A 12,977-nucleotide genomic window follows, 5' to 3' on the forward strand; every position below is an offset into this window, starting at 1 on the left:
TTTCGAGATGTCCGCTTGTCATGTCATGGGCACAACAGGCAAAGTCGTTCGACCCCGGTCCGGGAGGAAGAGATTCGCATGAGCATCGAACGCAATTCACCCATTCCCCTTTACTTCCAGCTTGCCGAAACGCTGCGGGCCGCAATCGAGACGGGCGCCTATCCGCCCGGCAGCAAGCTGCCGACCGAAGGCGAACTCTGTGAGCAGTACGACGTGTCGCGCAGCGTCGTCCGCCAAGCCCTCCAGTCGCTTGCCCATGACAATCTCATCGAGACGGAACGCGGTCGCGGCGCCTTCGTGCTGGAGCGCAAGGTGCCAATCGCGCTTGTCCAGCAGCTCGATCCGCTGCTCGAAAGCATGGCCAAGGCCGGCTTCAAGCTGACGACCCGGGTGCTGAAGCAGGAGCGCATCAAACCGCCAGCCCACATTGCCGAAGAAATCGGCGAAAACGACGCGATCTTCCTGGAGCGCCTGCGTTATGCGGACGGCGTCGTCTTCCTCGTGGTGCGCAACTACCTGCCCTATTCGCGTTTTCCCGACCTGCTGCAATCGAACGAGCTGGAGAAGGTCTCGCTCTACCAGTACCTCGCCAAGCGCTACGACGCGGTGGCGACAACCGGCAAGCGCCAGGTGGAGCTTGCCCGCATCAATGAAGAGGCGATCGCCACACAGCTTCATGTGGAGATGAACAGCTACGTCCTGTTCAACCGCGAAGTGACCTATGACCAGAACAAGCAGGTGCTCGAATATTACGAGTCCTGGCATCACCCCGATCGCACGCGGCTGACCATCGACCTGCACCGGACCTATTGAGGTTCAAATGTGCTTGAGGCCGCGATAGGTCGCGCGGAAACGGGCGAGGAGTTCGTCCAACCCCTCGAACGGCTGTGGCTCGACGGGCGCGCCAAGCTCGTCCGGAAAGGGGATATCGTCCGCGCCGCGCCAATGGCCGGCGGCGATGCCGCCGAGATAGGCGGCGCCGATGGTGGCGTTGCCGAGATCATGCGCCGGCACCAGCGGTATTTCGAGAATGTCGGCCAGCATCTGCTGCCAGCGCGGATCGGTGCTGCCGCCGCCGGTCAGGAGGATGCGGTCGGCCGAAACGCCGATGCCCTGCATCGCATCCCAACTATCGCGTACCGCAAGCGCCACGCCCTCGAAGACCGAGCGGATGAGCTGGTTTCGCGTGCAGCCGAGGCGCATATAGGCCCAGGCGGCGGATGCATTCGGATCGAGCAGCGGCGCGCGTTCCCCTGTGACATAGGGCAGAAACACGATGCCGCCGTTTCCCTCGTTCTCCTCGAAGCCGGCGCGGTACATTTCCGGCCAGGAGGCGCCCAAAACCATGCGCGCCCATTCGAACACCGTGCCGCCATTCTGCAAGGCGGCCATGGAATAGAGGCTGCGGCCGATGCCGCGATAGCTGTTGTAGAAGGGCTGGACCCGCGGCTCGATGGCCTCGACCACCGACATGATCTGGATGCCGGAACCGACCTGGAGGATGGTCGAGCCGGGTTTTGTCTGTCCCATGCCGAACAGGCAGGAGGCCGTGTCCGATAGGCCGGCGGCCACCGGCGTGCCGGGTGCAAGGCCGAGTTCCGCCGCAGCCGCCGCCGTCAGCCTGCCCGCCACCGCATCCGATTCGACGACCGGCGCGAGAATTGCGGGATCGATCGACAGCGAGCCGAGGAAATCCGTGGCCCAACGGTCGGCCCCGACATCGTAAAGCAGCGTCATCGACGCATCCGCGGGCTCCGTCACGGTCTCGCCCGTCAGGATGAGCCGCAGCCAATCCTTCGGAGAGAGGATGCGGCGGGTCGCGGCATACGTCTCTGGTTCGTTTGCCCGTAACCATAGCAGAGATAGCCCGGCCATACCGCTGACGACGGGATTGGCGAGGGGACGGCGAACCGTTTCCGGAAGCGCGAGCACGGCATCCATCTCAGCCGTCGCCCGCTGGTCTGCCCAGAGGATGGCGGGCCGAAGCGGCTTCGCATCGGCACCCATGACGACGAGGCCGTGGGCCTGGCCGGACAGGCCGATCCCACGGACCTCGCGACCGCGCCCTTCGCAGCAGGCGCGCACGGCCGCCACCGTCTGCGCCCACCAGTCGGCCGGTGCGGTCTCGGCATAACCCGGCACGGGGGAGGAGACAGGATAGACACGGGAGGCCTCGGCAACGACCTTGCCGCCGTCGTCGATCAGAAGGGCCTTGACCGAACCGGTGCCAAGATCGATGCCGAGATACATGTCTTCCCCGTCCCTTGTGATTAACGCAGCAGTTGCTCGGCCTCGAAGACGATCCGCTCGGCCGTCAGCTCCATCAGGCGATAGATCTCAGGCCCCGGCGCCGATTCCCCGAAGCGATCGACGCCGACGACCGTACCCGGCCCCTTCAGGAACTGGTACCAGTAAAGCGGCGACGCCGCCTCGACAAAGACCGTCGGCGTGCCGAAGGCAAGCACGCTGTCCTGGTAGTCCCTGCTTTCCCGCGCAAAAAGATTGCCGTTGGGGATGGAGACGAGGCGGACTGCCTTGCCCTGGGCTTCCAGGGTGGCGGCAGCAGCAAGGATGAGGCCGAGTTCCGAACCGGTCGCGACGAGAACGACATCCGGCTTGCCCGCCGAATCCTTCAGCACATAGCCACCCTTGCGAATGCCATCGAGATCGCCTGCCGAATGGGCGAACACACCGCCATCCTGCCGCGCGGCAACCACAACGCTCGGCCCCTGCCGCTTCAGCGCGTGTTCCCACGCCACCAATGCCTCCAGTTCACTGCCCGGCCGCCATAACGACATGTTGGGGATCGCGCGCAAGGCCACAAGCTGTTCGCAGGGCTGGTGCGTCGGCCCGTCCTCGCCGACGCCGATGGAATCGTGCGTGTAGAGGAAGATCGCCTTGAGGCCCATCAGCGCGGCAAGGCGCACGGCATTGCGGCTGTAGTCGCTGAAGACGAGATAACAGGCGCCGTAGGGGATCAATCCGCCATGGGCGGCCATGCCGTTCATCATGGCCGACATGCCGAATTCGCGCACGCCGTAATGCAGGAAGTTGCCGGAGAAATCGTCGGGCGTAATGGAGCGGGCGGCACCTGTCCAGGCGAGCGTGGAGAGCGAGACGTCGGCCGAACCGCCGATCACCTCGGGCAGGCTTTTCAGGAGATTGCCGATTACACGGTTGGACGCCTTGCGGACCGGCTCCTTGACGGGTGTGGCGGCAAGAATGCGCGTCACCTCGCCCGCCACGACGGCATCGATGCCGTCCGGCAGCTTGCCCGCACTGCGGCGTTCCAGTTCGGCCGCGAGCTCGGGATAGTGCGTCCTGTAGGCCGCAAAGAGTGCGTTCCACTCGGCTTCCGCTCGCTCGCCGCGCGGGCGGGCGTCCCAGGCCCGCATGACGGGTTCCGGCACGACGAAGGCCTCATGCGTCCAGCCGAGATGCTCGCGCGTGCGCGCCACCTCGTCCACGCCGAGCGGCGCGCCATGCACCTCTTCCTTGCCCTGCTTGTTCGGCGAGCCGTAGCCGATGATCGTCTTGCAGCAGATCATGGTGGGCTTGTCTTCAGACCGGCGAGCGACGGCAAATGCGGCGGCGATGGCCGCGGCATCGTGCCCGTCCACATCCGCGATAACGTTCCAGCCGAGCGCGCGGAACCGGGCCGCGCTGTCGTCGGCGAACCAGCCGGGCGTTTCGCCGTCGATCGAGATCTTGTTGTCGTCATAGACGGCGATGAGCTTGTTGAGCTTCAGCGTGCCGGCAAGCGAGGCCGCCTCCTGCGCGACACCCTCCATCAGGCAGCCGTCGCCGACGAAGACATAGGTAAAGTGATCGACCACGGGGAAAGCGTCGCGGTTGAAATCCTGCGCGAGCTTGCGTTCCGCAAGCGCCATGCCGACAGCCGTGGCAAAACCCTGGCCGAGCGGCCCGGTCGTCGTCTCGACACCGGCAGTGATGCCATATTCCGGATGGCCGGGTGTCTTGGAATGCAGCTTGCGGTGATCCTTCAAGTCCTGAACCGTCAGCCCGTAGCCGGCGAGATGCAGCAGCGAATAGGTCAGCATCGAGCCATGCCCGTTCGACTGCACGAAGCGGTCGCGGTTCAGCCATTTCGGATTGGTCGGATTGTGCCGCAGGAAATCGTTCCACAGCACTTCCGCGATATCGGCCATGCCCATGGCGGTTCCGGGGTGCCCCGAATTCGCCTTCTGCACGACATCGACGGTCAAGAAACGAATGGCGTTCGCCAACTCACGGCGTTCGGACATATGCGGCATCCTCCAGATATCTTCTCTTCATCCTATAATGTTGTACTTACAACATGACAATAGAGATTCTTGGAGATTGCAGCCTTCGAGACGAGAAGCGGTCAGATAGCGGTATAGCCACCATCGGCCGTCACGATCGAACCCGTCATGAGGCTTGAAGCATCCGAAGCGAGGAACAGGACGACCGAGGCGATTTCCGAGGGTTTGCCGAGGCGCTCCATCGGCGTCAGGTCCAGCCAGCGACGAATGAGTTCCGGTTGTTCGTTCAACTTGTCGAGCAGCGGCGTGGCGATGTAGGTCGGCGCGACCGCGTTCACGCGAACGCCGCGTTTGGCCCACTCGACCGCAAGCGAGCGCGTCAGGTGATGCACGCCGGCCTTCGAGGCGTTGTAGTGGCACTGCGGCTGCGGCGTGTTGACGATGGTGCCGGACATCGATCCGATGTTGACGATGGAGCCGCACCCGGCGGCAAGCATTCGCCGGCCGAAGGCGCGGCAGGTCTTGAACACGCCGGTGAGATTGATGGAGATCACCCGGTCCCATTCGTCGTCGCTCATCTCCTCCGCCGGCGTGTTGGTGACGATGCCGGCATTACAGACCAGGCTGTCGAGCGGCGGCAGCGCCGCCGCCAAGGTTTCGAGTGCAGCGGTGTCGGTGACGTCGAGCGCATGGGCGTCGGCGCTGAAGCCGGCGGCTTTCAGCCGCTCCGCCGTTTCCGCTGCGCGGTCGCCGTCGCGATCGGTGCAATGGACATGCGCGCCGGCCTCGGCAAGGGCCGCGGCGCATTCGGCGCCGATGCCCTGTCCCGCGCCGGTCACCAGCGCGGTGCGGCCGGTGAGGTCGAATTGTTTGAGATAGGCCATCGGCTTCTCCATCATGTCAGGGCGCAGCGCAGCGGCTCGCCTTTCAGCGCCCGCAAACCCTCTTCCGCCGCAAGCCGTTGCAGTCGCTCGACCGAGGCATCGGAAAAGAAGGCCGCATGGGGCGAGAAGATCGTATTGGGCGCGTCGCGAAGCGGCACCCCTGCCGGCAGCGGTTCCTTCTCGAACACGTCCAGCCCTGCCCCGCCCAGATGGCCGCTGACAAGAGCTTCGGCGAGTGCCACTTCATCGACCAGCCCGCCACGCGAGACGTTAATCAGGATCGCGCCCCTGCGCATGCGGGCGATCTCGGCCTTGCCGATCATATGCCGGGTCTCGGGCGTCAGCGGCACATGCAGCGACAGGATATCGGCCTGCGCAATCACATCGTCGAGCGGCAGCATCGTCGCGCCATCGGCGGCGGAAACATAAGGGTCATAGGCAACGATCGTCGCGCCAAAAGCCTGCATGCGGCGCGCGAAGGCGCGGGCGATGCGGCCGAAGCCGACAAGCCCGACGGTCGACTGGCCGAGCGACCGGACATGATCGACCATCGCGCCGATCTTCCATTCGCCGGCGCGGATGCCGGCGTCGTAGCGGCCGAGCTTGCGCGCCAGCGAAAGCGCCATGGCGGCGGCATGATCGGCGACTTCCTCGACGCCGTAGTCCGGCACGTTGCAGACATGCACGCCCAGCCGCCGAGCGGCCTCCAGGTCGACATTGTCGACCCCGACGCCGTAGCGGATGACGGTGGCGCCCTGGGCCATCACACCCATGGTGCGCTCGTTCATCGGCGCGAAGTTGTTGAAGACGACATCGGCATTGCGCACGGCGGCAATGGTCTCTTCCTCGCTGCGGCACTGGTGTTCGGAAAAGGCCGCAGCCACCGCCATCGCAGCCGCGCGCTCCTGATCGACATTTCCGAAGGCGTAATCGGTGACGACGACGCGCATCACCCCAAAACTCCGCGCTGCACGAGATTGCGCATCAGCGCCCGCGTGCCGAAGGTCCAGGGGGCCGCCTTGTCGCAGGAGGTGACGGTGTTGGCGAGCGTGCCGAGCAGCGGCGTGGAGATCTCCACGACGTCGCCCTCCTGATGGGTGAAACCGCTGCCCGGCGTGCCGCGATCCTGCGTCGGCGCGAACATCGTGCCGAGGAACAGCATGAAACCGTCGGGATATTGATGGCTCGACAGCGTCTGGCGCACCAGCTCGGCCGGCGCGCGGCTGATCTCGGCCATGTTGGAGCGGCCGGTGAGTTCGAACCCGTCTTCGCCGCGCACCGACATGCTGAGCTCCGCCTTCTCGATATCGGCGATGCCGAAACCCTCGTCGAACAGGCGGATGAAGGGGCCGATGGCGCAGGAGGCATTGTTGTCCTTCGCCTTGCCGAGCAGTAGGGCGGAACGGCCCTCGACATCGCGCAGGTTGACGTCGTTACCGAGTGTGGCGCCCCGGATTTCGCCGCGGCTATTGACGGCGAGCACGATTTCCGGCTCCGGATTGTTCCAGCGCGAAATCTTGTTGACGCCGACCAGCGCGCCATGGCCGACGGACGACATCGGCTGCGACTTGGTGAAGACTTCAGCATCCGGGCCGATACCGACTTCGAGATATTGCGACCAGAGCCCCTCACGTTGCAGCACGCCGCGCACATGCTCGGCCGTTTCCGAGCCGGCGCGCACATTGGTGAGGCTGCCGCCAATCAGGTCGCCGATGCGCTGGCGGATTTCTTCCGCGCGCTGCGGGTCGCCGGCGGTGCGCTCGTCGATGACGCGTTCGATCATGCTGCGCGCGAAGGTGACACCGCAGGCCTTCAGCGCCTGGAGGTCGCACGGCGCGAGCAGGCAGGCGCGCGCCGCGCCATTGCCCATCTCCTGCGGGCTGGCGACGAAATCCTCGACCGGGCCGAGCCGCTCGCCGGTCAGCGCGTCGAAGGTGGCGACGCAATCCCGGTCGAGGAAGTCGGCGACGGTCGGCACCTCCTGCGTGACGTCGAACAGCACGCCGTCGCGCACGATCACGACGGACGGCCCGTCCAGTTCAGGGCGCCAGACGCGGCCGATCAGGCGCGCAGCCTTCGGGAAATCGATGATCATGAGAGGTCCTCCTTGGGATGCGGCATTACTAGTATTACTTCATTTTTTCGTCAATCCAAAATGCGCCAACGAAAACGAGTGTCGTGGCGGAGAGCACTCCCAAGCGCCAAATATGGCAACAAGACAATGATTTAATGCCATTTTCCTTTTGCATTGCAGCGTAATTTCGCAGGCGCAAAAATGAAATTGCCGGCTATGGCGGGGCTTGTGGATGCGTAGTGATACTATATATTGCAGCGATCCGGCGTGGAGACGCCTTCGAGGACCACTGCAAGAACGATGGGTACAATGCTCGACCAGCTCAGCGGCAAACTGTTTATCGACGGCGATTTCGTGACCGGGCGCGGCCGGCCGATCCCGGTGGAAAACCCGGCGACGCTGGAGGAGATCGGCTCCATCACGCTCGCCAGCCAGGAGGAAATCGACGCCGCCGTCGCCGCCGCCCGCAAGGCCTTTCCGGACTGGGCGGCAGCGCCCGCCAAGGTGCGCGCCGCCGCGCTGCATCGCCTCGGCGAGGTCATCGCCGCCGATGCCGACGCCATGGCGAAGGTGATGACCCTGGAACAGGGCAAGCCGGTCAACGAGGCGCGCGGCGAGATCCTGAAGCTTGCCGAGGCCTGCCATTTCTATGCGGAAGAGGCGGTGCGCGTGCATGGCGAGATCATCCCGAACGACACGACCGATAGCGAAAGCCATGTGGTGCGCGAGCCGATCGGCGTCGTCGGCGCCATTACGCCGTGGAACTATCCGGCGGAGCTGATCGGCTGGAAGCTCTGCGGCGCGCTTGCCGCCGGCTGCACCATCGTCGTCAAGCCGGCGGAACTGACGCCCTTTACTGCACTCGCCATCGCCGCCAAGGTGAAGGAGGCGAAAATCCCGGCCGGCGTCGTCAATGTCGTCACCGGTTCCGGCTCTGTCGTTGGACAAGCCCTGGTCGAGCATCCGGATATCGACAAGATCGCCTTCACCGGCTCGTCTGCCGTCGGCCTGCACATCCAGAAGACCTGCCCGCGCATCAAGCGCCTGTCGCTGGAACTCGGCGGCAATTGCCCAATGATCGTCACCGCCAAGGCCGATCTCGACGCGGCGATCAAGGGTGCCGCGCGCCGCAGCTTCCGCAATAACGGCCAGATCTGCATCGCGATCAATCGCATCTATGTCGAGCGGCCGGTCTATGCGGCCTTCGTCGCCGGGCTGGCGAAAGCCGCCGACGCACTGACCGTCGCCAACGGCCTCACGCAGCCGGATGCCGATATCGGCGCCATGGCCTCGGCCGAACCGTTGAACAAGACCATCGACCACCTGAAGGACGCGCTCGCCAAGGGCGCCCGGCTCGCCGCCGGCGGCGACCGGCCGCAGGGCGAGGCCTTTGCCAAGGGTCATTTCTTCCGCCCGACCGTGGTCGCCGAGTGCGATCACACGATGAAGGTGATGACGGAGGAGACGTTCGGGCCGCTCGTCGGCGTCATGCCGTTCGACCGGCTGGAGGAGGCAGTGAACCTCTCCAACGATACACCCTATGGCCTTGCCTCCTACCTCTACACGCAGGATGCCGCCGAGATCCGCCACCTGTCGCGCCGGCTCGATTACGGCAATGTCGCCGTCAACAATGTCGATGCGGGGGTGATGAACGCGCCCTATGGCGGGCGCAAGCAGAGCGGCGTCGGCTATGAACATGGTCGCGAGGGCATGCTGGAATATTTCAATTTCAAGCATATCCGCATCCGTCTCGACCTGCCGGAAGGTCTGTGAGCCATGCGGCAGGCCGTCCTCGGGATCGATATCGGAACGTCAGGCTGCAAGGCGCTGCTGCTCGCAACCGATGGCGCGCTGATCGGCAGCGAGACCGCGACCTACGACCTCGCCCAGCCGCGCCCCGGCTGGACGGAGCAGGATCCGGCGCTGTGGATCGAGGGCACACGCCAGGCCGTCGGCCGGCTCATTGCCGCCCATCGCGACGTCGAAATCCGCGCGATCGGCCTTTCCGGACAGATGCACGGGCTGACGCCGCTCGACGAGGCCGACCGCGTGCTGCGCCCGGCATTGCTCTGGAACGACCAGCGCAATGGCGCGGAATGTGCCGCGCTGACGGAAAAAGCCGGCGGCGAGGCGGCGCTGCGAGGCTATACCAACAACCGCATGCTGCTCGGCTATACCGGCGGCAAGATCGCCTGGATGCGCAACCATGAGCCGGACCTGTTCGGCCGGCTGAAGCAGGTGCTCAATCCCAAGGATTACCTGCGGCTGCTGCTGACCGGCGAAAAGGCGACGGAGGTTTCCGATGCCTCCGGCACCGGCCTGTTCGACGTGCGCGGCCGCGCGTGGAGCTTTTCGCTGATGGAAAAGCTCGATATCGACGCCGGCCTGTTTGCACCCTGTCATGAATCGCCGCAGATCACCGGCCGCGTTAGTCGGTCCGGCGCGGCGTTGTTTGGCCTTGACGAGGGAATTCCCGTTGTCGGCGGCGGTGGCGACAGCGTCATCCAAACCATCGGCTCGGGCGTCATTGCGCCCGGCGACGTGCAGACAACGATCGGCACCGCCGGCATCGTCGCCTCGGCGCTTGACCGGCCAATCGACAATCCCGGCAGCCGCCTGCAGGTGTTCTGCAATGTCGCGCCGGGCAAGTGGCATGCGATGGGCGTGACGCTGAATGCCGGTTTCGCCATGAGCTGGTTCCAGCGCCTGCTGCGCGGCTTCGCCGCCGGCCGCGACTGGAGCTATGACGATATCGCCGCGGCCGCCGCCGAAAGCCAGGCCGGCAGCCGCGGCCTCGTCTTCCTGCCCTATCTCAACGGCGAACGCGCACCGCACTCCGATCCGGATGCGCGCGGAGCCTTCATCGGCCTGACCGGGCTGCACGGCCCATCCGACATGGCCCGTGCCGTGATGGAGGGCGTTGCCTTCGCGCTCTACGACATCTTCACCGTGATGCGCGAGGCGGGCATCGAGGCCAGCGTCGTCAAGGCCTCCGGCGGCGGCGCCCGCTCGGTGCTGTGGCGGCAGATGCAAGCCGATCTCTTCGGCTGCGACGTGGTGACGACGCAGGGGGCGGCCGAAGGGGCGGCCTTCGGCGCGGCCCTGGTGGCGGGCCTCGGCGTCGGCCTTTACGAGACGCCGGAACAGGCGGCGGCGCTGTGCCGTCCCCTCACCCGCGAGACGGCGGACGCGGCAGGCCGGGCGCGGCTAAGCCCCGGCTTTGCGGTCTATCAGGCGCTTTATCCGGCGCTGCGCGACAATCTCAACGCGCTGTCGCGCGCGTTCGACGACATTCAGACATGAGGGCAGCAGCGATGACGACACGCGACCAGGAGTGCGAGGGGCTGATCTTCGATCTGGACGGCACGCTGATCGACAGCGCGCCGGACATTGCCGGCGGCGTCAACGAATATTTCGCCGAGCAGGGCTGGCCGCAGTTGGAGGTCGCTTTTGTCGAGCGCTTCATCGGCAACGGCCCGCGCCGCCTGTTGCTGGACATGATGGTGGAACTCGGCCTGCCGAGCGACGACGAAACGGTGGATCGCGCCGTCAAAGGTTATCTCGCCGCCTATAACCGCACGCCCTCGCGCCTCACCCGCTTCTACGAGGCGGTGAAGGAAGACCTGCATCTGCTGCATGCAGCCGGCTTTCGCCTCGGCATCTGTACCAACAAGCCGCATGCCCTGACGCTGCGTATCCTCGACATCCTCGGCATCGGCCACCTGTTCGACGCCGTCGCCGGTGCCGATGACGTGCCGGCTTGCAAACCGGACCCGATTCATCTCCTGACTGTCGCAACGCGCATGGGCCTTGCGGCCGGGCGCTGGGTTTATGTCGGCGATACCACCGTGGACCAGACCACGGCGGCGCGCGCCGGGGTGCCGTTCTACGCCGTTCCCTGGGGGACCGGCCGGCAGCTCGACGTGGCACCAGCCTACCGTCTCACCCGGCTTTCCGACCTTGCCGCCCTGCGCCAACCGCTTGTCGAAGGAGACGTGCAGGAATGACCAGCGATAGCCTGTTGCAACGCATTTTGCAGGAAAGCCACGAGATGGGGACGGCGGAAGCGCGCGTCGCCCGCTTCGTCAGCACGCAGCCGAACCAGGTTCTGCATATGAGCATGGCGAAGCTGTCGGAGGAATGCGACGTCAGCGACCCGACGATCATGCGCTTCTGCCGCCGCTTCGGCTTCCAAGGCTATCAGGATTTCAAGCTCTACCTCGCCCAGAGCCTCGTGCCCTCGGCCCCCTTCGCCTACGAACAGATCGTCGCCGGGGATTCGGTCGAAAACATCGTGCGCAAGACGGCGCGCAATTCGCTGAACGCCATCCAGCGCGGGCTGGAGGATATCATCCCCGCCCAGATCGAGGCCGGCGCCAAGCTCCTGAACGGGGCAACGTGGATCGGCATCTATTCCAGCGGCATTTCCGAGATCACCGGGGTGGATGCCGAGCATAAATTCCAGCGCCTGGGCCTGCGTTGCGCGGCCGTGAACGGACGCAAGAAACAATGGCTGCATGCCGAGACCTCGAAGCCGAGCGAAGTGGCGCTGATCTTCTCGCAATCCGGCCACACCAAGCAGATGGTCGAGGTCGCGACCGCCGTTCGCGCCCGTGGCGCGCGCGTCGTCTCGATTACCGCGGCCGACAGCCCGCTTGCGAGCATTTCCGACGTACTGATCGCCGTGACGCCCTATGAGCGCACGGAGCTGCTGACGCCGATCGCCTCGCGCCTCAACCATCACCTCGTCGTCAACATGCTGGTCACCTCCATGGCGGTGATCAGCGGTTCCGAGTTCCCTGACCAGTTGCCGGCGCTCGATAGCTGGCAAACCGACAAGATCTGAAAGACCGGAGGATTGCAGACCCCATGAGCACCCAGGACGAAGCAAAGAAGGCGGCCGGGCGCCGCGTCATCGAGGAGTTCGTGCGCGATGGCATGAAGCTCGGCCTCGGCTCGGGCACGACCTCGCATTTCTTCGTGCGTGAACTCGGCAAACATGTCGCCGGCGGCATGAAGCTCACCTGCACCACCACCTCGCGTTCCACCATCGATGTCGCCCGCGATGTCGGCATCCAGATCACCGAGCCGAACGAGATCGGCGAGATCGACCTGACCATCGACGGGCCGGACGAAATCGACCGCGATTTCAACATGATCAAGGGCGGTGGCGCCTGCCTGTTATGGGAGAAGATCATCGCCCATGCCTCGAAGCGAATGATCACCATCTGCGACGAGAGCAAGATCGTCGATCGGCTGGGCGGGTTCCCGCTGCCGGTGGAGGTGGTACAATTCGCCTGGAAGCAGACGGAGCGCATGGTCCGCAAGACGCTCGCCGACCACGGCATTTCCGGCATCCGCATCGAACGGCGCATGCGCGACGAACTGCCGGTCGTCACCGACAGCGGCAACTTCATCCTCGACTGCCACTGCGGCACGATCGCCGAGCCCGGCAAACTCGAAATCGAGCTGAACCGCATCCCCGGCGTCGTGGAAAACGGCCTGTTCACGCGAGAATCCGATGGCATGGTGGTGGGAAAATTCGATGGTTCTGCCTACGTGGAAATGCGAAAATCTAGTAAAACAACGTAAACTGGTATTGCCGACTTGCCGAAAACGACGCCGGAACCGGGGTTTTCGATCCCCGTCGTTCCGGCAGGATTATTATCGCTTAACATATTGATTTTACGCACTAGATTTTTGCATACAAAAGTTAGGCAGCAGCGTTTTCCGGAGACTTAAGACGCAGGCCTGCGCTATTGACATCGTACCGAT

11 protein-coding genes are annotated in these 12,977 nt (G+C 64.8%); 6 read left to right on the forward strand and 5 right to left on the reverse strand.

The genetic code is table 11. The features are described from left to right. The first annotated feature begins 78 nt into the window (after nt 1–78). On the forward strand, nt 79–813 hold the full coding sequence (locus AC1RWL_RS06280) for a GntR family transcriptional regulator (RefSeq protein ID WP_493093917.1): 735 nt from the start codon (nt 79–81) through the stop codon (nt 811–813). Between the two features lie 3 nt (nt 814–816). Here AC1RWL_RS06280 and AC1RWL_RS06285 read toward each other — a convergent pair whose 3' ends face one another. The 5 genes from AC1RWL_RS06285 to AC1RWL_RS06305 all read right to left on the reverse strand — a co-directional run bounded on the left by AC1RWL_RS06285 (nt 817) and on the right by AC1RWL_RS06305 (nt 7,223). Next, nucleotides 817–2,250, reverse strand: a complete 1,434-nt coding sequence (locus tag AC1RWL_RS06285; protein ID WP_493093918.1) for a xylulokinase — start codon at nt 2,248–2,250, stop codon at nt 817–819. A 20-nt stretch (nt 2,251–2,270) separates the two neighbouring features. Then, a complete protein-coding gene (tkt, locus tag AC1RWL_RS06290) occupies nt 2,271–4,265 on the reverse strand; it encodes a transketolase (protein WP_493093919.1) in 1,995 nt (664 codons plus the stop codon). Nucleotides 4,266–4,366: 101 nt separating this feature from the next. After that, a complete protein-coding gene (locus AC1RWL_RS06295) occupies nt 4,367–5,128 on the reverse strand; it encodes an SDR family NAD(P)-dependent oxidoreductase (RefSeq protein WP_493093920.1) in 762 nt (253 codons plus the stop codon). An 11-nt stretch (nt 5,129–5,139) separates the two neighbouring features. After that, a complete protein-coding gene (locus AC1RWL_RS06300; protein ID WP_493093921.1) occupies nt 5,140–6,078 on the reverse strand; it encodes a C-terminal binding protein in 939 nt (312 codons plus the stop codon). Next, nucleotides 6,078–7,223: a fumarylacetoacetate hydrolase family protein gene (locus AC1RWL_RS06305; RefSeq protein WP_493093922.1), complete on the reverse strand. Its 1,146-nt coding sequence runs from the start codon at nt 7,221–7,223 to the stop codon at nt 6,078–6,080. The genes AC1RWL_RS06300 and AC1RWL_RS06305 overlap by 1 nt, the downstream gene beginning before the upstream one ends. 279 nt (nt 7,224–7,502) lie before the next feature. Here AC1RWL_RS06305 and AC1RWL_RS06310 point away from each other — a divergent pair, with 279 nt between their 5' ends. From AC1RWL_RS06310 to rpiA, 5 genes are read left to right on the forward strand one after another with little or no spacing between them, the layout of a single operon-like run. Continuing rightward, complete coding sequence (locus AC1RWL_RS06310; protein ID WP_493093923.1) at nt 7,503–8,975, forward strand: aldehyde dehydrogenase family protein; 1,473 nt, start codon at nt 7,503–7,505, stop codon at nt 8,973–8,975. 3 nt (nt 8,976–8,978) lie between these two features. Continuing rightward, complete coding sequence (gene xylB / locus AC1RWL_RS06315) at nt 8,979–10,505, forward strand: xylulokinase (protein ID WP_493093924.1); 1,527 nt, start codon at nt 8,979–8,981, stop codon at nt 10,503–10,505. 11 nt (nt 10,506–10,516) lie between these two features. Further along, a complete protein-coding gene (locus AC1RWL_RS06320) occupies nt 10,517–11,209 on the forward strand; it encodes an HAD family hydrolase (RefSeq protein WP_493093925.1) in 693 nt (230 codons plus the stop codon). Next, nucleotides 11,206–12,048, forward strand: coding sequence for a MurR/RpiR family transcriptional regulator (locus AC1RWL_RS06325; protein ID WP_256116614.1), 843 nt, complete (start codon nt 11,206–11,208; stop codon nt 12,046–12,048). Before AC1RWL_RS06320 ends, AC1RWL_RS06325 begins: the two co-directional genes overlap by 4 nt. Nucleotides 12,049–12,071: 23 nt before the next feature. Continuing rightward, the gene (gene rpiA, locus AC1RWL_RS06330) at nt 12,072–12,794 is read left to right on the forward strand and encodes a ribose 5-phosphate isomerase A (protein WP_492648140.1); all 723 of its coding nucleotides are present in this window, start codon (nt 12,072–12,074) and stop codon (nt 12,792–12,794) included. Nucleotides 12,795–12,977 lie beyond the last annotated feature (183 nt).

The organism is Shinella sp. GW821-FHT10F02 (genome assembly GCF_058809275.1).